This window comes from Bacillus sp. C-3-6 (assembly GCF_054509685.1).
On the sequence record NZ_CM137247.1, the window covers coordinates 4,219,454 to 4,242,380 of the forward strand.

Genomic DNA, 22,927 nt, shown 5'->3' on the forward strand with positions numbered 1-22,927 from the left:
TAAAAGGTTAGTGCTATCGTCAACACTAACCGATTAATTCTTCAACTGATGAGGTTGTTCGTTTTTCAGTAAAATATGCATAGAGCAATTCATTTTCATCCAATGTGTAATGCTCTTTATATTTTCCACGGACGATAATAGAATGCTTATATCCTCTACGAAATTTTGTGAATATCTTATATAAATGATCTTCTGATTGCACTTCAATAGGTGCAATCTTTTCAATCCCTCTTTTATTTCCATAATAACGTTCTAATAAAAAACGCATAAATGCATACCGTCTTTGTTTCCACTCTTGATATAACGACACTGCCAAAAATATGAGTAGTACCCACATCATAATATTGTTACTATTCCAGAGCAACTGCCATCCTAATATTACACCAAAAAAAACACATGACAATTTCATCATCTTTTCATGTGCTTGTAAATAAGGAAAACGATATGATAGTATATTAAACAATACTTTCCCGCCATCTAACGGCCAAATAGGGAGTAAATTAAACGCTAAAATAATTATATTATTCCACATAAAGAAATAATATAAATCTGCATTCAACCAACCGGCTTCAAACAACATATAACCTACCAGCATCATCCAAACATGTTGAATCGGCCCTGCAATTACGACAACAAGTTCCTCTTTCAATGACTTATTACCATGTTCCTCAAGCTCGGCCACGCCACCAAACGGCAAAAGCTGAATTCTTTTTATACGCCAATTATAGTGTGCTGCTGCAATAGCATGCCCAAGTTCATGAATAAGAACGATACAAAATAACAGTAGTAACTCTTTAAAACGTGCAGTAAAAATACCAATGACAATAATAACCCAAAATAATGGATGCACGGAAATTTTCGTCAAAACGTCTCTATATTTAATCAAATGATATCACCTGGATCGGATCAATAAATTTTTCATTCTTTTTTATCGCGAAATAAAACTTTCCATTTTTATCATTTGTATCATTACTCACCGTTCCAATTTTTTGTTTCTTTGAAACGTAATCATATAATTTCACTGACATATCGTTTAAGTTTGCATACCATGACTCCGTACCATCTGCATGTTGAATTTGAACTGTATTTCCAAGTTCCTCTTTCTTACCCGCAAAAACAACTAATCCTTCATTCACTGACTCAACCGTTGCATTTGTAGCTGTTTGGACAAATACACCTTGGCCATTTTTTTGAAACCCTTGCATTACCTTTCCAGAAGCGGGAATTGCATAATCTTTTTGCTGAATACTTCCTTCTTTTTTCTCGTTTGGCGAATAGAATACGAGTGGTTTTCCAAATTGCTTTTCGTACCATTTCGCTACAGTAGCAAACTGAAATTCCTCTTTCATCACTTTTTCTGTAACAGCTTTAGCTCCATTGAATGAAGAAGGAGCATTCTTATATAAAATAGCAACCGAAAGAACTAATATTGCCGATAATAAAACTTTGAAGAAAAAGACTTCCTTTCGAAATAAAGGATGCATTTCCTTTTCTCCATCTTCAATAACTACTGTTTCGCTATCAAAATTCCCTCCGGTAAAATACTGTTCTTCCTCCATCCTTTCTTGCTCGGCCTTCCTTTTTGCAATCCGCTTTTTAATTTCTTCTACGCGTCTATTCTTCATACTGTCTCCTTTCTTTCATTAAGCTAATTTCAATAGAAACAGTTGTATACAGTTTGTACATATGTATGAGCTAAGAAAGAAAGATATTCGTGTGAAGAAAAAAGAAAGCACCTCGCATATGTGCGAAGTGCTCTTAACGGATTCCAAAGAAGTTTTTCACCTTTGCAAATACCGATACCTTTTCTTGTTCAAATGCTTGTAATGGTACATTCTCACCTAACAAGCGTCTTGCAATATTACGATAAGCCAACGCTGCTTTTCCGCTTGGTTGCAACGCCACAGGTTCACCTGTATTTGTAGCTCGAATAACTTCATCGTCATCTTCGACAACACCAAGAAGCTCAATTGACAATGTACGTACAATTTCATCAACATCTAACATATCCTGTTCATGAAGCATATGACTACGTACACGGTTAATAACAAGTTTCGGTGGTTCAATATCCTCTTTTTCTAAAAGCCCAATAATACGATCCGCATCGCGCATTGAGGATACTTCTGGAGTCGTAACAACGATTGCTTTATCCGCACCAGCTACCGCATTTTTAAATCCCTGCTCAATCCCCGCAGGACAATCGATTAATATGTAATCATAATCTTGACGTAATACTTGTATTAATTCATCCATTTGTTCAGGTGTTACCGCTGATTTATCACTCGTTTGTGCTGCAGGTAATAAATAAAGATCATCAAAACGTTTATCTTTAATAAGAGCCTGAGGTAAACGGCAACGCCCTTCAACGACATCAACAAGATCAAATACAATACGATTTTCCAGCCCCATTACTACGTCTAAATTTCGAAGACCGATATCTGTGTCAATTAAGCACACTTTCTTTCCAGATAACGCTAGGGCCGTACCAATGTTCGCAGATGTAGTAGTTTTACCTACTCCGCCTTTTCCAGATGTAATTACTATTGCCTCTCCCACAGCTATACAATTCCCCTTTCTAACTTTGTTAAATTAGGTCTAAGATGAGTGAGAAGTTGCAGGCGATCGACAACAATGTGATTGTTCTCATTAATATACGCACATTCTGCCGCCTCCGCTCCGTCTTCTTTCTCTTCCGGAGCCCGCATTGCCACATCACTAATTCGAAGTTGCATCGGGTTCATAACAGATGCAGCGATTACAGCATCTGAATCCCCATAATACCCAGCATGTGCAATTCCTCTTAATGATCCTACGACAAAAATATTCCCCCCAGCGATAACCGTTCCGCCTGGATTAACATCTCCAATTAACAACAAATTTCCTTTTACATGTAAAACTTGTCCAGAGCGAACAATTTTGGAAATAGGGACAATTTCTGTTTCTTCTTTCCAAGCTATTGCTTCTGCTTTAGTGATAACATCACTTTCAATTGAATCCACAACAAGATTCTTTTTATTACGAATTAACGTACGAATCTCTTCTTGTTGGACTTCTGTTAAATAACGATTTCCTACTTTCACATGCACTTCAATTAAAGAGCGCCCATCACCATCGTAGTAATGTGTAGAAAGTTTTTCGTCTAATTCCATCAATAATTCTGAGAATGAACAACAATCATCTAAATGAAGCGTTATCCCATCTTTTGTCCCTTTTATCGTTACATTTTGTTGCTTTTTTTCTTCCACTAAAGTTCACCCCACCGATTCAATTCGACATAAAATTAGAAAATCCTTTTTTCTTTTTCTTCCATCGCTTTTGAAAGACGCACTATATATCGTCTCAGTGGGAAACAAACTATCAATAAGAAAATAGCATTTAACAATAAAGTAGAAAGGAGACGATCTGTGAAAAAGACATGCGCTGGCATATGAGTACGTCCTAACAAAGTTAAGAATCCATACACATAATACTCTAGTGCTACAATGCTAGCTAATATGATAGAAACAACAATAAATAAATTCAATTGTAATACTTTCATCACACTATAAACTAAATAAGCTAAAATCGGATAAGCAAAAATATATATCCCGACAAGTTCTGTGTATACGGTATCAAATAAGAAGCCAAATAATAGTCCGTAATAAATCCCTTGGACCGGACTATAATACACTGTAATAAAACATAAGACGATTATAAAGAAATGCGGTGCTGCTATACTGTCTTTCCAAAACACATCCGTTGGAACAACAGTAGCAAACATATTTTCAAATAGAAACACAAAAAGGAGCAAAAGAGGAAGAGCTGCTCTTTTTAATATCTTCATCATCTCTTCTTCTCCTCCTATTCTAATGGCGCTGAAGGTGTTGCACGTTTAGCAACCGTAATATGCTCTACGTCATTTAAATCAGCGGCAGGTTTTACATAAGCTGTTTTTGTTAAGCCATATGCATCCGGCTGAACATCAACGATTTTTCCAATTACAAGACCTTTCGGGAAAATATCACCAAGTCCAGATGTTACAACTAGTTGATCTTTTTCTACCGGTGCATCAGAGCCAATCTTTGTGAAAAGAAGTAATTGTTTTTCTTTGTCATAACCTTCAATCAAACCAAAGATTTTCTCTTGCCCTTGTACAATAGCAGAAACGCGATTTGTTCGGCTCATAGAACTTAGTAATTCTACTGATGATGTAAACTGAGATACACTTTTCACTCTTCCAACTAACCCTTGTGAAGTTACTACAGCCATATCTTTTTTAATTCCTTGCTGTGCCCCTTTATCAATTCCAATTAAATCGTACCATTTATCTGGATTACGAGAAACAACAGTAGCTGGAATTTCAGTATACCCGCTATTTAACTCTTTTTTACCAGTTAGCTCTTGTAGCTTCTTGTTATCATCTTCTAGTTGTTTTACTTTCCCTGATAGACCTGCATAATTATCTAATTTTGCTTTTAATTCTTTATTCTCTTCATACGTGCGCTTTACATCTTCTACATTTTCGAAGAATCCAGCTACGTATTTCGCTGGCTTTTGGAATACACGTTCTACAACACCGACAGTGTCTTTAACAAACTGCTCTGGCCATGTTAAACTGTTCCGTTCTTTCAATGAGATTCCAATCAATGCCACGAGAAGAATAATACTAACCAACAAAACAATTAATCTTTTGTTTAAGAAAAACTGTGGCACGTTCACACCCTCTTAATTTCACTGATTTTTATTTTGCAATATTATCGAGCAGCAGTTTTGAAAAGATCGATATTGTCTAATGCTTTACCTGTTCCAATTGCTACGCAATCTAATGGATCTTCTGCAACAAGAACTGGCATTTTCGTTTCTTCACTAATTACTTTATCTAAATTACGTAGTAATGCCCCGCCGCCTGTTAATACGATACCGCGGTCCATAATATCAGCCGCTAATTCAGGTGGCGTTTTTTCTAACGTATTTTTAACTGATTCTACAATCGCATCTACTGTATCTTTTAATGCATCTGCAATTTCTTCTGGCTGAATTAGTACTGTTTTTGGTAAACCACTTACTAAATCACGACCGCGAATTTCCATAGGCTCGATACCTTCTGGCTCGCCTGCAGAACCAATTTCTAATTTTAATGCTTCAGCTGTTCTTTCACCAATCATTAAGTTATAGCTTTTCTTAATGTACTGAATGATTGAATCATCCATATCATCACCAGCAACACGAACTGACTGGCTTGTTACAATACCACCTAAAGAAATAATTGCAACTTCTGTTGTACCACCACCGATATCAACAACCATACTACCAGTTGGTTCCCAAACAGGTAAGTTTGCACCAATTGCTGCTGCAAATGGCTCTTCGATAGGATAAGCATCACGAGCACCCGCTTGACGAGTCGCATCGATTACTGCACGTCTTTCTACAGCTGTAATACCAGATGGTACACATACCATTACATACGGCTTACGTGAGAAGAAACCGTTTGATTTTTGAGCTTGTTGAATGTAATATTTCATCATTGTTGCAGTTGTTTCATAATCAGCAATTACACCGTCTTTCATCGGGCGAAGTGCCACAACGTTCCCTGGTGTACGACCAATCATTTGTTTTGCATCGCTACCTACAGCAACGATTTGTTTCGTATCAGTTTGTAACGCAACTACTGAAGGTTCACGTAAAACTACACCTTTTCCTTTTACATATACAAGCGTGTTCGCAGTTCCTAAGTCTATTCCAAGATCGCGAGTAAATCCACCAAATCCAAACATATTATTTATCTTCCTTTCTTGTTTTCACGGACTCATTTTTTCTTACTTTATATTATAAAAACAGTACGTTTTTTATATCTTTATCCTTTTTGTAGATAAATTTCTACAAAAAACTCATAAATCACATTATAAAACAAAATAAGTAAAAAGCATAGTCTTAAATATGACCTTTTTCCTTTAAACTCACGAATTTATGGTCACCTATTATAATATGATCAAGCACTTCAATTCCGATAATCTGACCGCATTCTACTAAGCGTTTTGTTACTTCAATATCTTCACGGCTCGGCGTGGGATCTCCTGAGGATAGCAATAGGTAAGACTTTGAGGTTATCTCCACCTTTTCCCCTGCTCTACACCGTGCGTGCAACTTTCATCGCACACGGCATGCCATCGTTTGCCTTCTATTTCATTTTCCTCAATCTACTTAGTTTAATTTAAATCCCTAATTTACTTGATTATTTCATTTCCAATTAACAATCTTAGTTTATTCAGCTTTATAAGTTGTTCCTCATTTAATTCAAGAAATTCAAGATACCTTTGGATAGTTTCTACATCTGTGGCATGGATTAGCCGGTGAACATCTCTAGTAATTAGCACTAAGTTGGAATAACTATCATCCTTCGTTTTACTCCATAATGTTTTATGATGGCAATCCATTTCCGTTAGAATCAATTCTTCCCCAGTTACTGCGCATTTTCCATTTTGGGCTATAAACAGCGATATTCGATTGTCATTGAATTCTATCGTTGTCCGTTCATTAATGATAGGGTGTTCCCTAATCCATTGAACTTGCCAGTTCGGAACCGACTTTTGTTCCCGATGTATTAGTTCTCGTCCTTCTTTGGTAAATTTATTAACACTATTTTTGGGCATTAATGCTGTTTTTGTTTTAATGAACCCAATAGGAATGAGGGGATATCCATTAATATATCTTGTCATCTTTGATTTTAAATAAGGTTTAATGCCTTTATCTTTGATTTTAAATAAGGTTTAATGCCTTTATCTTTGATTGGATAATTGGTTGTTTTTCGCAATGAAAATTGCTTTAATCGTTGACGTTCTATTTGTGTTAATTGGTATTGTATTGGCATCAAACTATTGACTACTTGCGTCGCAATTTGATAATAATTGTGAATGCCAATAACCATACTATTATAAATTCGAACGTTCTTGATTAATTCGTTTCCATTGGGAACTCTTTGCATGAGTTTGATTTGGTCTTTGAGTTGTTTCTTAATCCTCTTTCGTGCTTTTTCTGCTATATGTGATTGACAAACGTATTTTCTGCGGCCAAAACGGTCATATCCTTTTCGTTCCATTTTCAGTTCAAAGCCGAGAAACTCGCTACTTTTCTTTTTCAGATTTGTAATTTGAGATTTCTCCCCAGAAATAGGAAGGTTTAACCGTTCCTCTAGCCACATTTTGCTTGCCATGAAAATCTTTTCGGCATTTAATCGCGTTGTAGTAAAAATTTTAAAATCATCTGCGTAGCGGACAATGTACATTTCTTTTAATGTAGATGTTTTTCTAAGTTGTTGATAGCGATATTGACGATTATACCATCCTGTTTTCTTATTAAAATAGTCGTTAATCGTTCGACACTTTTTACTTTCCCATTGGTTTGCAATCCACCAATCAAATTCATTTAAAGTGATATTCGCCAATAGAGGGGAAAGTATTCCACCTTGCGGTGTCCCTTTTGTTGGATGTACGATTTCTCCATTTGGTAAAACAATAGGCGCTTTTAACATTTTACGTATAATCACAAGTAATTGTTTATCACGAATACCCATTGTCCAAATTTGTCGCATAAGCTTTGAATGTTTCACTTCATCAAAGAAACCTTTAATGTCTATGTCCACTACATATTGCATTTTATTATTGTTTATTCGTCCATTACATGCAGATATTGCATTTTCAGCTGATTTTGTCGGTCTAAACCCATAACTATATTTATAAAAATTAGCTTCACATATAGGTTCCAGTACTTGTAGAATACATTGTTGTGCAATTCTATCCCACATAGATGGAATACCTAATGGTCTAGTTTTTCCATTAGGTTTTGGAATTTCCACACGTTTTACTTTTCGAGGATTATACTGTTTAAATCTTTTCTTCACAATTCCAATAAACTCATGGGTTCCAAGCTCTTCAACGTCCTTTATCGTAACTTCATCGACTCCAGGCGTGGCACTTCCGTTATTCCGTTTAATATTTCGATAGGCGAGTAGAATGTTGTTGTCTGAAGTAATGATTGACATGAGGTTTTTAAATTTTTGTTTATCCTTACTTTTTGCATAAAGTTCATCGAAGATTTCAGTCATGCCATAATACTCAGCATGGCGTAACCTTGTATTTTTCATTCTAGGGATCTTCTTAAAGTTTTCGTTCAAGGTATATCACGCTCCAATCTTGGCTCGTGACCTTTTTAGTCATACGAGAATCCTTGAGATGATTGAGTTGAAATAGTTTAGGCGAAACGACTTGAGGCTATTGTTCCATTTCCATTACAGAAACTTCATCACTCCTGCCTCTACTCTCACTATCATAAAAGGAAGTTATAGATATATTCCTTTCCTCCCTACCACTTCATAGAGTGTGTACTCTCCATGTTGATAGCTTTCCACGTTCCCTTAACTCTATCTATTCTTAACTTAGGTGCTAGCTCTTGCCTGGCGTCCTCTCCATCGCCTGTAACGATGCATGGAGCTTTCGAAACCACCATACTTACTCGCCCACGGAACGCACTTGAAGTTTTCATCAAGTCTACTCATTTCTAAGTAGTTTCACTTACAGACATTTCGTTCGCTAGTTCGTCAGTGTTTTATCACATTCTCACCATATTAAGTTTTTCACGACTCCCGACCTATCAGTTGTACCAACCACCTCTGGTTAGCTTTCGGTTACTTATGAGTACTACGACAACTTTCAGCCGACTTCACCGAGCTTCACACCCTATTCTTATACACATTCGAATAACGCATGTCGGAGTATTAGAGTAGGCATTTCAAGGCGTTACCCTATCATTCTACCTATCGAGTTAAGAGTTCACGACTCCCTTACTTGCCATAAATGACGTTCAGACAGCGTGCGTAACCTTTTCAGTTAGGAACGTGTCGCACGATGGTTATGAAGACATATGATAGAGGCTGCTGCACGACGGAAGGCTTCTTTAAAAACTTCCCTTGGGTGTACAATTGACGTGTTTAAACTTCCAATAAAGATCGTTTGCCTATGTATAACTTGATTTTTTGTATTTAAATATAAACAAACAAAATGCTCTTGTTGTAAAAAGCGCATTTCTTCCATCATGTATTTCGCACAATCTTCTGGACTTCGAATACTATATCTATTTTGATATTCTAAACGTACCATTCTTCTGCCTAGCTCAAAGGCTGCCATAAGTTGCGATGCCTTTGAAATCCCAATCCCATGTATACTAATTAGCTCTTCTAATGTTGCATCTTTCAACATACGTAAGCCATCAAATTGGTGTAAAATTTTATCTGACAACTTTAAAACTGTTTCTTCTTTAGAACCTGTTCTGAGTAACACTGCGAGGAGCTCTCGATTTGATAAACTTCCAGCACCTTCTGACAATAAACGCTCCCGTGGTTGTTCTTCTCTTACAACATCACGAATACCGTTCATCTCTCCACCCCTTTATTTGTTCTCTCAAAGAAAACCCCATGCAATTTTACGCATGGGTTACATCAATATCAAATTGTTTTAATTCTCGAACGAGACGTGCAATTGGTAAGCCAACTACACTATAGTAGTCCCCTTGAATATGTTGAACGAAAATAGACCCTTTACCTTGAATCCCATAACTACCTGCTTTATCAAGAGGTTCTTTCGACGCGACGTATGTATCAATTTCCTCTTCTGTTAATTCCCAAAACGTAACTTCTGTACGCTCATAAAAAGTAACCGTTTTTTCTTTTGATATAATCGCAACACCTGTATACACTTCATGTGTTTTCCCAGATAGTAATTGTAACATCTCTTTCGCCTCATCCTCATTAGAAGGCTTACCAAGGATACGCGACTCATATGTAACAATTGTATCTGCACCTAACACAATGTGATCACTATTATTTTCTGCAACCGCTGATGCTTTTTGCAAGGCAAGCGACATTACAATATCAGAAGGCGATGAATATGCACCAATTGTTTCCTCTACTTCACTTACAACGATTTCAAATGGTACGCTAGCTAACTCAAGCAATTCCTTCCTCCGAGGTGACCCTGAAGCTAAAATTATTTTTTTCATATTTTCTCCTTCCTTTCTCACATGAAGCAGAACAATTTATATCAATCGTATCAAAGGAATAGTTTGCCCACAAATGAAAGAAATATTAATTTCTCTAACTAAAAATAACACTTCTTTATTGCATACGATTATATTCCTGTCATAGAGAAAGCACTTTGCTCTAAATTCAAAAGAAAAGAAAGAAGTACATGTACTTCTTTCTTACTCATTTTATTATCCTATCATTTCACTTTCTACGAAACAATTTTTTCATACGAGAGTAAGCCATCAATAATAACTTGATTTAATTTCGCCAAAGATTCCTTATCCATTTTCCCATCTTTTACTGTTTGTACAGCTACCGACGTATACATATACAGTTTCTTTGCTTCTTCTCGCTTCATACTTTTCCCTTCTTTTTCAATCGCTTTCCATTCTTTTTCAATCACTTCTATATCTTTTGCGCTGCTTTTTCCACCAACTTGTACGCTAGAAGCATATTTTGCTAAATGAGTATATAATGGCTGCACTTTTGTTAAAAATGTTCCTACTTCTTTATCATCTTTCAGCAATGCTTTATCTGTTATATCCCAGTTCTTTTTTAAAACGGAGACACCATCATTTTTATACTTAGTCATTAATTGATTTATAGCCTGTTCATCGCTAGCAATACCAACAACTATTGCATACTTATCCCCGCTCGGTCTCAAAGCACCAATGCCCCCATTGCCTTTCCATTCTTCAAGAGCTGCCTGTCCCTTTTCTTCAGAAGAATAAAGCCCCCCTTGAACAAAGAATAATTTCATCGGATCCAATGACGTTCCTGTCTGCGCCTTTTGTTTTTCTTCTTTCGGTGCTGGTGTTTGTTCTGCCGTTCCACCCACCTTTGATTCTCCATTTCCAGTCGGCCTTGAAGCAGTTACTTCACTTCCTCCTGTTGTTCCTTGTCCAGTAAGTAAATGAAGCATCCCCATTCCAAACGTCGTACCGATAATAATTGCGGTTGCAACGATTGCAATTAATGTATTACTCCACTTCTTTCGGTATTTTTCCACAGACACTGATTTCGCTTTTTGAAACGGAACAACATTTTTAGGTCGTTCACTTTCTACTACCATCCATTCAAATTCATCTTTCTTCTTTTCCTCATACTTCGCTTCTGTTCCATTCACTTTCACTGAGATCGTTCGTGATTGCTTGTCCATACACTCACACCTCACCTCTTATCGTTGTCCGCATCATATCATATTCATTTCACAAAAAAACGAGATATTTGTCAGAGGAATTCGCCAAATAACCCTATATATTTATCTTATATGTATGCATTTGACTTCATTTGTAGAACAAAAAACTAGATAGCAAAGACTATCTAGTTTTTCTCTCGAATATATTTTCGAACTTCAGAAATGAAATAAAGAGAACCTGTTATGATAAAAACATCATTTTCCCCTATCATTTCAACTTTTGTATCAATTGCCTCTTTCCAATTTTCAAAAACTAATTTTGATTCTTTTTGTGAATATGATGCAAGCTTGTCTGCAGAAATAGCACGATCAAAGGCGAATGTTGTAAAAATCATTTCATCTGCAATGGTTTCTAATCGGCCTACCATGTTATGCAATTGTTTATCACCAAGGGCAGTAAATAAAACTATTACATTTTTATCTTTGTAATGCGCTTCTACTGTTTTCACAAGGCTTTCGATACCTTCTGGATTATGAGCACCATCTATAATAATATCCGGGTTACTTTGTAGCTTTTCAAAGCGCCCAATCCAATACGCTTCCCGTAATCCCGTTCTTATTCCCTCTTCCTCAATTAAAAATGATAAATATGTTTTTACATACATTACTGCCATAAGTGCTAGCGCTGCATTTCCTACTTGATGAATACCTTTCATTGAGATTTGCAAATCTTCAAATGCGGTAAAAGGACAAGTAAAATCAAACTGTTCCCCATCTTCGTTAGACTGTTTATGTAACGCTGTAAAATGCTTGCCAAGTTCGTATAAGTTTGCATGGTTTTCCTTTGCAACATTTTGAATGACTTGCAAAGCTTCTTCATCTTTTACACCAGTAATTACCGGCACACCAGACTTAATAATCCCCGCCTTTTCATATGCAATTTCTCCTAGTGTATTCCCTAAAATATGCATATGATCGTGACCGATATTCGTAATAATCGTGAGAACAGGGTGTATAACATTGGTAGAATCAAAACGTCCACCGAGCCCTGTTTCAAATAAAACAACATCACAGAAATTGACTTTACCGAAATAGCAAATTGCCATAACAGTAATAATTTCAAACTCAGTCGCTTCCCCTAAATCCGTTTCATCTAGTTTTTTCACGACTGGTTTTACCATCTTTACGAGTTCAGTAATCTCTTCATCTGCAATTGGTGTTCCATTCACACTAATGCGTTCATTAAATGTTTCGATGTAAGGAGAGGTAAACGTTCCTACCTTATATTTCGCGCCTTCTAACATGTAACGCATATATGTTAACGTTGAACCTTTTCCATTTGTACCAGCAAGATGAATACATTTTATATGACGCTCTGGATTTCCGAGCTCTTCTAGCATCCAATTCATTCTTTCTAATCCTGGTTTAATACCAAATTTCAATCGGCTATGAATCCACCCTATCGCTTCTTCGTATGTATGTATCACGTATGCTTTTCCCCTTTCAAAAGACAACTTTCATAGTTCTATTATACGCAAAGAAAAGAGACTCACCAATACAGTGAGTCTCTAAAAATATTTTTACTTTTCAAGATCTGCTAGACGTTGACGAACTGCTTCGCGTTTTTCTAGGTAATCTTGCTCTTTCGCACGCTCTCCTTCAATAACCGCTGCAGGAGCTTTCGCTACGAAACCTTGGTTAGAAAGTTTCTTCTGTACACGTTCTACTTCTTTATCGAACTTCTCAAGTTCTTTCTCAAGACGAGCTCTCTCTTCATCAAGATTGATAAGATCAGCTAACGGTAAGAATAACTCTGCACCTGATACGATTGCAGTCATTGCTTTTTCTGGCGCTTGTAAGTCCGTTTGAATTGTTAATTCGCTTGGGTTACAGAAACGCTCAATGTAAGAGCTATTTTTCGTAAGTTGAGCAAGTACAGCCTCATCTTTTGCTTTAATTTGCATTTGAACTTTTTTGCTCATTGGCGTATTTACTTCTGCACGAATGTTACGAACAGAGCGAATGATATCAACTAGAAGGTGCATTTCTGCCGCAGCTTCCGTATCTTGTAAATCTTCGCGAACTGTTGGCCACGCAGCTACTGTAATAGATTCGCCTTCATGCGGTAAATGTTGCCAAATTTTCTCTGTTACGAATGGCATGAATGGGTGTAATAGACGCATTGTTTGATCTAATACGTAAGCTAAAATAGAACGAGTCGTTTTCTTAGCTGCTTCATCTTCACCGTATAGTGGAAGTTTCGCCATTTCAATGTACCAGTCACAGAAATCATCCCAAATGAAGTTGTATAATGAACGACCAGCTTCACCGAACTCATATTTATCCATGTTACGTGTTACACTCTCGATTGTTTCGTTTAAGCGAGTTAGGATCCACTTATCTGCAACTGATTTTTCACCAGTTAAATCGATTTCTTCATACTTCATATCATCCATGTTCATTAATACGAAACGTGATGCGTTCCAAATTTTATTAATGAAGTTCCAAGTAGATTCTACTTTTTCCATGCTGAAACGTAAATCTTGACCTGGTGCACTTCCTGTTGATAAGAAATAGCGCATTGCATCTGCACCGTACTTCTCGATAACATCCATTGGGTCAATACCGTTACCAAGAGATTTACTCATCTTACGACCTTGCTCATCACGAACTAAACCGTGAATTAATACATCTTTAAATGGACGCTCGCCTGTAAACTCTAAACCTTGGAAAATCATACGAGATACCCAGAAGAAGATGATGTCATAACCCGTTACTAGTGCATCTGTTGAATAGTAACGTTTGAAGTCTGCTGAATCTTCATTTGGCCAACCAAGTGTTGAGAATGGCCATAGCGCTGAACTGAACCATGTATCAAGTACGTCGTTATCTTGATTCCAGTTTTCAATATCTGCTGGTGCTTCTGTACCTACGTATACTTCACCAGTTTCTTTATGGTACCAAGCTGGAATACGGTGTCCCCACCATAATTGACGAGAAATACACCAGTCATGAATATTTTCCATCCATCGTAAATATGTGTTTTCAAAACGCTCTGGTACGAACGTTACTTTTTCTTCTTCTTTTTGTTGAAGCGCTACTGCTTTTTCAGCAAGTGGAGCCATTTTTACGAACCATTGTGTTGATAAGTAAGGCTCAACAACTGCACCGCTACGCTCACTATGACCTACTGAATGCATATGTGGCTCGATTTCTACTAATACGCCAGCTTCTTGTAAGTCTTTCACTAATTCTTTACGGCATTCGAAACGATCCATACCGTTATATTTACCAGCTTTTTCGTTCATCGATCCATCTTCGTTCATTACTAAGATGCGTGGTAAGTCATGACGGTTACCTACTTCAAAGTCGTTCGGGTCATGAGCTGGTGTAATTTTTACAACGCCTGTTCCGAAGTCTTTTTCTACGTACTCATCAGCAATAATCGGAATCTCACGGCCTACGATTGGAAGTGTAACTGTTTTTCCGATTAAATGTTTGTAACGATCATCTTCTGGATGAACTGCTACCGCTGTATCACCAAGCATCGTTTCTGGACGAGTAGTAGCAAGGCGAATGTGACCTGAACCGTTTGTTAACGGATAGTTCATATGGTAGAATGCACCTTGAACTTCTTTATGAATTACTTCAATATCAGAAAGAGCTGTGCGTGTTGCTGGATCCCAGTTGATAATATATTCACCGCGGTAAATTAAGCCTTTTTCGTATAATTGAACGAATACTTTATTAACCGCATCAGATAAACCTTCGTCTAATGTGAAACGTTCGCGAGAATAGTCTAGTCCTAAACCAACTTTCCCCCATTGTTGACGAATGTGAGAAGCATACTCTTCTTTCCACTCCCAAGCTTTTTCAAGGAATTTCTCACGGCCAAGATCGTAACGTGAAATACCTTCTTCACGAAGTTTTCCTTCTACTTTCGCTTGTGTTGCGATACCAGCATGGTCCATTCCTGGAAGCCATAGCACATCGTAACCTTGCATACGCTTCGTACGAGTTAAAATATCTTGAAGAGTTGTATCCCAAGCATGACCTAAGTGTAACTTACCAGTTACGTTCGGAGGTGGAATTACAATTGTATACGGTTGTTTCTTCTCGTCTCCTGTTGCTTCAAAATATTTGCCTTCAAGCCACCATTGATAAAGGCCTTCTTCAACGGACATATGATCATATTTAGTTGGTAAATTCTTTTCCGTGTTTGACATTATTTTCCCTCCTTAAAATAAAAAATGTCCCTCATCCAAAAAGGACGAGGGACATCGCGGTACCACCTTTATTTACAAACAAATTCATAATTTGCTTATACTCTTAATTTGATAACGGACAAATCCGTCTTTTCCTAATGAGAACTATTCTGTTCAGAAAAGATGCTCCAGGGCTACCTTCTAACATAACTATCTAGAGAATCTCCCAGCTACTGATTCTCCTCTCTGAAGACGTTTCATGTTATACTCTTCCCCTTCAAGGCATTTATATGATTGTTAATTATTATATACAATAGTGTAAAAAACGAAACCTTATTCGTCAAGATAAATTTAAAACTATGACTTTTCGGGTGAATATAAAGAAGATAAGTAGCATTCTCTACTTATCTTCTTTATCCCGCTATTTGCGGGCAATAAGACCCCACCTCAAAATTCAGCTGAAGCAAAGAAGTTAGGTTGGAGCCACCCGCTGATTAAAGTTTTACTTTACCCGTTCCCTTGCTGGGCAGCTTGTAATTGTGACAGGAAATATTCTATATTGCTAACGAGCCAATGCGATTGTTGCAAACTCTTTACTCCGCGCAGTTCATTTTCCTCGTTGCGATTATCTCTTCTTTTCTTATAAGACTGGATTTGCCGAATAAATTGCGATGGATACGTCATATACGCAAACATAAGTAGTTGCTCTTCTTTCGTAAAAGGGAAATTTTTTTGATACATTTGAAACCATTCAAACCGATCACTTCTTGCGATTGGATATGTGTTTAAAGACCGTGAATAAAAACCTACTATATCTTGCACAGGCGTTGCAAACTTCGATTTTTCCAAACTAATAAAATAGCCATTTCGCTCATAGTCAAATAAAAAATGATTAAGTGACACGTTACCATGCACAAAAGTAATACGTGTTTTCTCTTTTTCTTTCATCGCATCGTTCCACTCATTTAATTGCTTCGTTGCAAATTCACGCGCTCTCATTACATGATGATAGTACGTACAATATTGTAATTCAAACGGGGACATATACCATTTTGATTCAGATTCTACGAGAAACTCTTCTAACATCTCACCATCATTTTCCCACCGATCGAATATAGTTGTATAATGTTTTTCTAAATCTTCTTCCGTATATGTTTCTTCCTTCACAGTTTTTTGATGCAACGTTCCAAGTGTCTGAAACATTTTATGGTATTGATCATTATCCTCGCCGTTTCCTTCTGCACGTTCTAACCAAGGCATTAAATAATAATTATACGTCCCGTCACTTAAAATATAATTTCCATCCGTCGCGTGGTATATAGGTACATAATTTGAAAAACCTTTCTCCTTCAAATATTGAATATGATGCAGAAAATTATTCCGCTCTAACTTTCTGCCTTCTATTTTCTTGAGTGCATATGGACCTTGATTCGTATAAATTTTCATTACGCTTCCGTGCTCTTCCATATGCTGCGTATCCAATCTATATTGCCTCACGATAGGTTCATAGTGATTTCGTAATTCAATATCCATACGAATAACCCTTTCTATTCAAAACATAGCCTCTAAGAAAAGAAGCGAGTGAAAACACTCACTTCCTTATTTCGCCTTTACCCTTGAAACCGGAATATAAATAATTTGCCCCGTATTTAAAAATATATCTTCTGTTTGATTGACACGGCACACATTTTGCACAGACGTTTCATAACGTTCTGCAATAGATTCAATTGTATCCCCTTCTTGCACAAAATACATTCTTAACTTTGTAAATTCTTCTTCCGGTTCTTTCGTAAATAGTTTTGTTAAATAAAGCGCATTTTCATCTCGCTGTGAGTACTCTTCTTCTTGTTCTTCCTGCTTTTTCGCTTTTTCTTTCTTGAAATCTTTTCGCCCAAACAATTCAAATTGCGGCGTTGTTTCTTGCTCCTCTTCACGCTCCACAAATTCATGTTCCTCTATCTTCTCTTCTTCTAATTCCTGCTCTTTTCTTTCCTCTAATTGGAACGGTTCAAATGCGTAATCTTCCCACTCATCTGATTCCTTATATGCTGGTTCTTCTACATGCGGCGCCGGTCTATTTTCATCCTCTTGCGCTGAATCTTCTTCTAACTCGGCATACACCGTTTCTTCCTCTTCAGCTTCATCCTCGTTTCTCTCTTCATCACACAAACCGGTAATAGATATATCCGCTAATAATTGTAAGCAACCATTTTCCTTTAATTCATAATCAAATTCCTCAATTGATACATATAGCTCTTCAATTACTTTCACTCGATTTCTCGGAATTGATATTTCAAGCGGAAAGGAATGAACAAGTTCATTAACCCCATCTTCCCTTGTTTCTACATAATCAATTGACTTTGCTGGCGATAGTTCTCTTAATGAATACGCCGAATCATCTTTTCGTGCAACATACTCTCCCGTTAAATCTAATTGCCCTCTCACGATTACTTCATGATCAAGCTCTTCTATCTCAACGTCTGGATCTAACGAAATTGACAAAAGTTCATCGACTTCCTGTCCCTTTTGGAACCAAACAGATTCTTTTAATGAAAATCGTAACGAATGATCTGCAGCCACTTCTTTTCCCCCTCCCAAACTATATGTCATTACAGATTTATGTAGGGAAAGCTTACTTTATGAATAAAAAAAATCGCTCCCCTTATGGAGAGCGATTTTTCTCTAATACATTATTTTAATTTTGACATTGCAATTTCAGCTGCTGCAATCGTCGCCTCAATATCTGCGTCACTATGTGCTGTCGATAAGAATAAACCTTCGAATTGAGATGGCGGTAAGAATACACCTTGTTCTACCATTTCACGATAGTAAGCCGCAAAGAATTCTAAGTTTGAAGATTTTGCTGCATCGTAATTAATAACGGGCTCATCTGTAAAGAAAATACCAATCATAGAACCTGCACGGTTAATATGATGTGGAATGCCATGTTTTTCAGCTGCTTTACGTAATCCTGCTTCTAACATTTCAGCTTTACGCTCAAATTCTACATATGATTCTGGCGTTAACTGTACTAACGTTTCATAACCTGCTGCCATTGCAAGTGGATTACCTGATAAAGTACCTGCTTGGTAAATCGGTCCGCTTGGTGCAACTTGGCGCATAATTTCTGCTTTACCACCGTATGCTCCTACTGGTAAACCACCACCGATTACTTTACCTAAGCATGTTAAATCAGGTGTTACGCCATAATAACCTTGGCCACAATTATAAGCTACTCGGAACCCTGTCATTACTTCATCAAAAATAAGCAATGCACCGTTTTGTTCTGTTACTTCACGAAGACCTTCTAAAAATCCAGGCTGCGGAGGAACAACCCCCATATTTCCTGCTACTGGTTCTACAATTACACAAGCAATATCATCACCGAATTGTTCAAACGCGTATTTTACGCTTTCTAAATCGTTATAAGCTACTGTAATCGTATTTTTCGCTACACCTTCTGGTACACCAGGACTATCTGGTAAACCTAAAGTCGCCACACCAGAACCAGCTTTAATTAATAGCGAATCACCATGACCGTGGTAACAACCAATAAATTTCAAGATTTTATTACGACCTGTATAACCACGAGCTAAACGTAGTGCACTCATTGTTGCTTCCGTTCCAGAGTTAACCATACGCACAATCTCAATTGATGGCACGCGCTCAATAACAAGTTTTGCTAATTTATTTTCAATTTCTGTTGGTGCACCGAAGCTTGTACCTCTTTCAGCAACAGATTTTAACGCTTCTACAACACGATCATTTGCATGACCATGAATTAAAGGCCCCCATGATAATACGTAGTCGATGTATTCATTCCCATCAATATCATATACTTTAGAGCCTTTTCCACGCTCCATAAACAACGGATTCATCCCAACAGATTTAAAAGCACGAACCGGGCTATTTACGCCACCAGGCATTAAGTCTTGTGCCTCTTCAAACGCCGCAATCGATTTATCAAACTTTTTCATTATTTAGCGCCTCCTTCTTGTAACCATTTTGCTGCATCTTTCGCATGATACGTAATAATTAAGTCTGCTCCTGCACGTTTCATACTAATTAATTTTTCAAGAACAACTTCTTTTTCATTAATCCAGCCATTTTGCGCTGCCGCTTTAATCATCGAATATTCACCACTTACATTATAAGCGACAACTGGTAAATTAAAGTTATTTTTCACATCACGAACGATATCTAAGTAAGAAAGAGCTGGTTTTACGATTAAGAAATCTGCACCTTCCATTACATCTGATTCTGCTTCACGGAATGCTTCCATACGGTTTGCCGGATCCATTTGATATGTTTTACGGTCACCAAATTGCGGTGCACCGTGCGCAGCATCACGGAATGGTCCATAAAATGCTGATGAATATTTCACAGCGTACGACATAACTGGCACGTGTCCAAAACCATTTTCGTCTAATGCATGGCGAATTGCTGTTACGAAGCCGTCCATCATGTTTGATGGCGCAATAATGTCCGCTCCTGCTTTCGCTTGACTTACAGCCGTTTTCGCAAGAACTGCAAGAGACTCGTCATTTAAAATAATACCATCTTCAATTACACCGCAATGACCATGGCTTGTAAATTGACATAAACATGTGTCTGCGACTACTACTAGCTCAGGGAAATCACCTTTAATTTGCTGAATAGCACGTTGTACAATTCCATGATCACAATATGCTGATGATCCAACTTCATCCTTTTCAGCAGGTAAACCAAATACAATAACAGAACGAATACCTAAATCAACAACTTCTTGCATTTCAGCTTGCAATAAATCTAAAGAAATTTGATATACGCCTGGCATAGAAGGAACTTCATTACGAACATTTTCACCTTCTAATACAAAAATAGGGTAAATAAAATCTTCCGTATGTAAAAACGTTTCACGCACAAGCGCACGCATGCCCCCGCTTTGTCTTAAACGACGATGACGATTAAATTGTAAAGAGTTCATAGATTTCTATCCCCATTCTTTCATTTTATAGATTCACAAACACATTGTAGTAATGCTTCTACAGTGTACTCTTTCGGCACAATAACAGACGGAAAATAACGACTTGCCTCTTTTTCCGTAATAGGTCCTATACAAGCAATTGTACATTTTTTTGTCCATTCTCTCCAGTTTGCACCCTCAAGTAAACGAACAAAACTAGTAACAGTTGAAGGACTCGTAAATGTAATAATGTCTACTTCTCCTAACTTCAACGCTGCTATAAGTTCTTGCTTTTTTTCTACATTCACTTTCGTACCGTATACGATCAACTCATCTAGAGAAACACCAATTTCACGCAGTTTAACTGGTATTACATCTCTTGCTAAATTGCCTTTTGGAAATAAAATACGTTCGTTTCCATTTAATTCTTTTAGAAACTCTTCGGCAAATGCTTCTGCAACAAATGAATTCGGGACAAAATGAACTTGATAGCCCCTTTTTTCTAATTCTAATTTTGTTTTCACACCTACCGCAGCGATTTTAATGGTTAGTGGTAGTTTCTTTTTTAAACTATCTAGAAAAAAAGCTACACCATTTCTGCTCGTAAAAATAACCCAGTCGTATGAATGTAGCTGCTCTTCAATATGTTGAATTTGCCTATGAGACATACCTTCCATACGCAAAAGCGGAATTTCCAATGGAATTCCGCTCTTTTCTTTCACTGCTACACTCATTTGTTTCGCTTGATGCTGGGCACGTGTAATCAATACCGTTTTTCCAGCGAGAGCGTTCATATTTATTGTTGCTCCTTATTTGCAGCAAGAATGAGTTCTTTGGCGCCTTGTTTAATTAAACGGTCCGCGGCCTCTAATCCTACTTCTTCAGGATTAGTACCCACTACTGTCTCTTTTAATAAAACAGAGCCATCCATAGAGCCGACAAGAGCTGTTAATTCGATTGCATCGTTTTCTGTAAGGGTTGCATATCCAGCGATTGGAACTTGGCATCCACCTTCAAGTTTATGAAGAAATACTCGCTCCGCTGCCACTGTTCTTTCTGTTATCGCATCATTAATATGCGCTAACAATTGCAATAAATCCTTATCATCCTCACGACATTCAATCGCTAATGCACCTTGTCCTACAGCAGGTACACATAACGTTTCATCTAAATGTTCTGTAATAACTTCATCATCCCAGCCCATTCTTTGTAATCCAGCTGTCGCTAAAATAATCGCATCGTAATCTTCTTCTTTTAATTTACGTAAACGTGTATCGATATTCCCGCGAATCCACTTCACTTGTAAATCTGGTCTCGCAGCGAGTAGCTGTGCACTACGTCTTAAACTACTCGTACCTAAAATAGCACCTTCCGCTAACTCTTTAAACGATGCTCCATTTTTTGAGATAAAAGCATCCCGAGGGTCAACACGCTTTGGTGTACAGCCAATCATTAAACCTTCTGGAAGTACGGCCGGCATATCTTTCATACTATGTACAGCCATATCGATTTCTTTCGTAAGTAACGCATGCTCAATTTCTTTAACGAACAAGCCTTTTCCGCCTACTTTTGAAAGAGTAACATCTAAAATAACATCACCTTTTGTGACAATTTCTTTCACTTCAAATTCATATGGTAGACCTAGCGCTTTTAACTGATCAATAAACCAGTTTGTTTGCGTTAATGCTAGTTTACTCTTTCGTGACCCTACAATAATTTTGCGCATAATTCTCTCTCCTCATTATAAATACCAAAAGTGGAAATTGGATAAACTGCTTAATAGAAAAATGTTTACTAGCATTACGAGAAACGATCCGATATTCCACTGTACAATTTTCTTACCTTGCAACACATCTGCCGCTCGTAAATATAAACCTGTGCAATACACAAATAGAACGACAAAAGATCCGATTACTTTCGTATCATACCAATGGAAATTGTCCAATTTTGTATATCCCCATATACACCCCAATAAAATTGCTAGTAAGAAAAATGGAACAGAAAATAAATTTAATCCGTAAGACGTAGATTCAAGCTTCGGTAAATTCCCTAACCTTCTTAATCTCGCATTCCACTTTTTCTTTTTTAATAGGCGATATTGCAGTAAATACATAATAGAAAAAATAAACGATACCGTAAACGTTGCATAAGAAATAATCGCCATTCCAACATGCACGTATACAAGTTCTGAAACTAATTGCTCTGCAAGTACTGGCGACATCTTTCCGAGCGGTGTAAAAATAGAAAAAGCGCTTACGCCAAATGCAACAACATTTGTAAAGAAGACTAAAAAGTCAACGCGCATAAATCGATTTATGACTAACGACATCGTAATCAATAACCAAACATAAAAATAAATCCCTGATAATAAAGTTAAAATGGGATTCGTTTCTGAATCTGTCGCCCTAAGCAACATAAAAATAGACTGCAATACCCATACAATCGAAAGTAACCAAAAAGCAAATCGGTTCGCCTTTCGGTTACTTTGGAAATAATCTATAAAATATAAACTAATGCTACAAGCATATAAAATAATTGCAATATGATAAATAATACTGTTATTTAAAAAACTCATCCGATCATCC

19 protein-coding genes, 3 pseudogenes and 1 other annotated feature are annotated in these 22,927 nt (G+C 37.2%); all 22 genes and pseudogenes read right to left on the reverse strand.

All coding sequences use genetic code 11. From position 1 onward, the window contains the following. Nucleotides 1-25: 25 nt before the first annotated feature. Nucleotides 26-886 (reverse strand): stage IV sporulation intramembrane metalloprotease SpoIVFB, encoded by an 861-nt coding sequence (gene spoIVFB, locus ACW0JX_RS21655; protein WP_000599064.1) that lies wholly within the window; start codon nt 884-886, stop codon nt 26-28. Next, on the reverse strand, nt 879-1,625 hold the full coding sequence (spoIVFA, locus tag ACW0JX_RS21660) for a stage IV sporulation protein SpoIVFA (RefSeq protein ID WP_000797475.1): 747 nt from the start codon (nt 1,623-1,625) through the stop codon (nt 879-881). The genes spoIVFB and spoIVFA overlap by 8 nt, the downstream gene beginning before the upstream one ends. Before the next feature lie 133 nt (nt 1,626-1,758). Further along, a complete protein-coding gene (minD, locus tag ACW0JX_RS21665; RefSeq protein WP_000503309.1) occupies nt 1,759-2,556 on the reverse strand; it encodes a septum site-determining protein MinD in 798 nt (265 codons plus the stop codon). Between the two features lie 2 nt (nt 2,557-2,558). Continuing rightward, nucleotides 2,559-3,245 (reverse strand): septum site-determining protein MinC, encoded by a 687-nt coding sequence (minC, locus tag ACW0JX_RS21670; protein ID WP_000391521.1) that lies wholly within the window; start codon nt 3,243-3,245, stop codon nt 2,559-2,561. A 35-nt stretch (nt 3,246-3,280) separates the two neighbouring features. Next, a complete protein-coding gene (mreD, locus tag ACW0JX_RS21675; RefSeq protein ID WP_000975765.1) occupies nt 3,281-3,826 on the reverse strand; it encodes a rod shape-determining protein MreD in 546 nt (181 codons plus the stop codon). Between the two features lie 14 nt (nt 3,827-3,840). Next, the gene (gene mreC, locus ACW0JX_RS21680; RefSeq protein WP_001135487.1) at nt 3,841-4,692 is read right to left on the reverse strand and encodes a rod shape-determining protein MreC; all 852 of its coding nucleotides are present in this window, start codon (nt 4,690-4,692) and stop codon (nt 3,841-3,843) included. A 41-nt stretch (nt 4,693-4,733) separates the two neighbouring features. Next, nucleotides 4,734-5,753 (reverse strand): cell shape-determining protein MreB, encoded by a 1,020-nt coding sequence (gene mreB, locus ACW0JX_RS21685; protein ID WP_000466736.1) that lies wholly within the window; start codon nt 5,751-5,753, stop codon nt 4,734-4,736. A gap of 157 nt (nt 5,754-5,910) precedes the next feature. After that, nucleotides 5,911-6,057: pseudogene (locus tag ACW0JX_RS21690) on the reverse strand (JAB domain-containing protein); the annotation flags it as partial. Nucleotides 6,058-6,203: 146 nt separating this feature from the next. Next, nucleotides 6,204-8,149, reverse strand: a pseudogene (ltrA, locus tag ACW0JX_RS21695) (group II intron reverse transcriptase/maturase). A 188-nt stretch (nt 8,150-8,337) separates the two neighbouring features. After that, complete coding sequence (locus ACW0JX_RS21700; RefSeq protein ID WP_000858401.1) at nt 8,338-8,517, reverse strand: hypothetical protein; 180 nt, start codon at nt 8,515-8,517, stop codon at nt 8,338-8,340. Between the two features lie 362 nt (nt 8,518-8,879). Then, a pseudogene (radC, locus tag ACW0JX_RS21705) lies at nt 8,880-9,407 on the reverse strand (RadC family protein); the annotation flags it as partial. Nucleotides 9,408-9,453: 46 nt separating this feature from the next. Beyond that, nucleotides 9,454-10,029 carry a Maf family protein gene (locus ACW0JX_RS21710; RefSeq protein WP_029443367.1) on the reverse strand — a complete coding sequence of 192 codons (576 nt, stop codon included), beginning with the start codon at nt 10,027-10,029 and terminating at the stop codon, nt 9,454-9,456. A gap of 233 nt (nt 10,030-10,262) precedes the next feature. Continuing rightward, complete coding sequence (locus ACW0JX_RS21715) at nt 10,263-11,213, reverse strand: hypothetical protein (protein WP_023523114.1); 951 nt, start codon at nt 11,211-11,213, stop codon at nt 10,263-10,265. A gap of 164 nt (nt 11,214-11,377) precedes the next feature. Then, complete coding sequence (locus ACW0JX_RS21720; RefSeq protein ID WP_459245049.1) at nt 11,378-12,679, reverse strand: bifunctional folylpolyglutamate synthase/dihydrofolate synthase; 1,302 nt, start codon at nt 12,677-12,679, stop codon at nt 11,378-11,380. A 93-nt stretch (nt 12,680-12,772) separates the two neighbouring features. After that, nucleotides 12,773-15,418 carry a valine--tRNA ligase gene (locus ACW0JX_RS21725; protein ID WP_459245050.1) on the reverse strand — a complete coding sequence of 882 codons (2,646 nt, stop codon included), beginning with the start codon at nt 15,416-15,418 and terminating at the stop codon, nt 12,773-12,775. A gap of 37 nt (nt 15,419-15,455) precedes the next feature. Next, nucleotides 15,456-15,687, reverse strand: a binding site (T-box leader). Nucleotides 15,688-15,904: 217 nt separating this feature from the next. Beyond that, nucleotides 15,905-16,930, reverse strand: a complete 1,026-nt coding sequence (ysxE, locus tag ACW0JX_RS21730) for a spore coat protein YsxE (RefSeq protein WP_459245051.1) — start codon at nt 16,928-16,930, stop codon at nt 15,905-15,907. A 66-nt stretch (nt 16,931-16,996) separates the two neighbouring features. Next, complete coding sequence (spoVID, locus tag ACW0JX_RS21735) at nt 16,997-18,007, reverse strand: stage VI sporulation protein D (protein ID WP_003271973.1); 1,011 nt, start codon at nt 18,005-18,007, stop codon at nt 16,997-16,999. Between the two features lie 80 nt (nt 18,008-18,087). Then, nucleotides 18,088-19,374: a glutamate-1-semialdehyde 2,1-aminomutase gene (hemL, locus tag ACW0JX_RS21740; RefSeq protein ID WP_000712942.1), complete on the reverse strand. Its 1,287-nt coding sequence runs from the start codon at nt 19,372-19,374 to the stop codon at nt 18,088-18,090. Further along, the gene (hemB, locus tag ACW0JX_RS21745; RefSeq protein WP_001087056.1) at nt 19,374-20,363 is read right to left on the reverse strand and encodes a porphobilinogen synthase; all 990 of its coding nucleotides are present in this window, start codon (nt 20,361-20,363) and stop codon (nt 19,374-19,376) included. The genes hemL and hemB overlap by 1 nt, the downstream gene beginning before the upstream one ends. 20 nt (nt 20,364-20,383) lie before the next feature. Beyond that, on the reverse strand, nt 20,384-21,136 hold the full coding sequence (gene hemD / locus ACW0JX_RS21750) for a uroporphyrinogen-III synthase (RefSeq protein ID WP_053563601.1): 753 nt from the start codon (nt 21,134-21,136) through the stop codon (nt 20,384-20,386). A gap of 2 nt (nt 21,137-21,138) precedes the next feature. Then, nucleotides 21,139-22,068, reverse strand: coding sequence for a hydroxymethylbilane synthase (hemC, locus tag ACW0JX_RS21755; RefSeq protein ID WP_016080168.1), 930 nt, complete (start codon nt 22,066-22,068; stop codon nt 21,139-21,141). Nucleotides 22,069-22,083: 15 nt separating this feature from the next. After that, the gene (locus ACW0JX_RS21760; protein WP_000009005.1) at nt 22,084-22,917 is read right to left on the reverse strand and encodes a cytochrome c biogenesis protein; all 834 of its coding nucleotides are present in this window, start codon (nt 22,915-22,917) and stop codon (nt 22,084-22,086) included. Nucleotides 22,918-22,927 lie beyond the last annotated feature (10 nt).

What these genes read in the sequence shown, in the direction of transcription:
- spoIVFA (WP_000797475.1), bottom strand. Translation starts at nt 1,625, where the DNA reads ATGAAGAATAGACGCGTAGAAGAAATTAAAAAGCGGATTGCAAAAAGG.
- mreD (WP_000975765.1), bottom strand. Translation starts at nt 3,826, where the DNA reads ATGATGAAGATATTAAAAAGAGCAGCTCTTCCTCTTTTGCTCCTTTTT.
- mreB (WP_000466736.1), bottom strand. Translation starts at nt 5,753, where the DNA reads ATGTTTGGATTTGGTGGATTTACTCGCGATCTTGGAATAGACTTAGGA.
- ACW0JX_RS21700 (WP_000858401.1), bottom strand. Translation starts at nt 8,517, where the DNA reads ATGAAAACTTCAAGTGCGTTCCGTGGGCGAGTAAGTATGGTGGTTTCG.
- ACW0JX_RS21710 (WP_029443367.1), bottom strand. Translation starts at nt 10,029, where the DNA reads ATGAAAAAAATAATTTTAGCTTCAGGGTCACCTCGGAGGAAGGAATTG.
- ACW0JX_RS21715 (WP_023523114.1), bottom strand. Translation starts at nt 11,213, where the DNA reads ATGGACAAGCAATCACGAACGATCTCAGTGAAAGTGAATGGAACAGAA.
- ACW0JX_RS21725 (WP_459245050.1), bottom strand. Translation starts at nt 15,418, where the DNA reads ATGTCAAACACGGAAAAGAATTTACCAACTAAATATGATCATATGTCC.
- ysxE (WP_459245051.1), bottom strand. Translation starts at nt 16,930, where the DNA reads ATGGATATTGAATTACGAAATCACTATGAACCTATCGTGAGGCAATAT.
- spoVID (WP_003271973.1), bottom strand. Translation starts at nt 18,007, where the DNA reads ATGACATATAGTTTGGGAGGGGGAAAAGAAGTGGCTGCAGATCATTCG.
- hemL (WP_000712942.1), bottom strand. Translation starts at nt 19,374, where the DNA reads ATGAAAAAGTTTGATAAATCGATTGCGGCGTTTGAAGAGGCACAAGAC.
- hemB (WP_001087056.1), bottom strand. Translation starts at nt 20,363, where the DNA reads ATGAACTCTTTACAATTTAATCGTCATCGTCGTTTAAGACAAAGCGGG.
- hemD (WP_053563601.1), bottom strand. Translation starts at nt 21,136, where the DNA reads ATGAACGCTCTCGCTGGAAAAACGGTATTGATTACACGTGCCCAGCAT.
- hemC (WP_016080168.1), bottom strand. Translation starts at nt 22,068, where the DNA reads ATGCGCAAAATTATTGTAGGGTCACGAAAGAGTAAACTAGCATTAACG.
- ACW0JX_RS21760 (WP_000009005.1), bottom strand. Translation starts at nt 22,917, where the DNA reads ATGAGTTTTTTAAATAACAGTATTATTTATCATATTGCAATTATTTTA.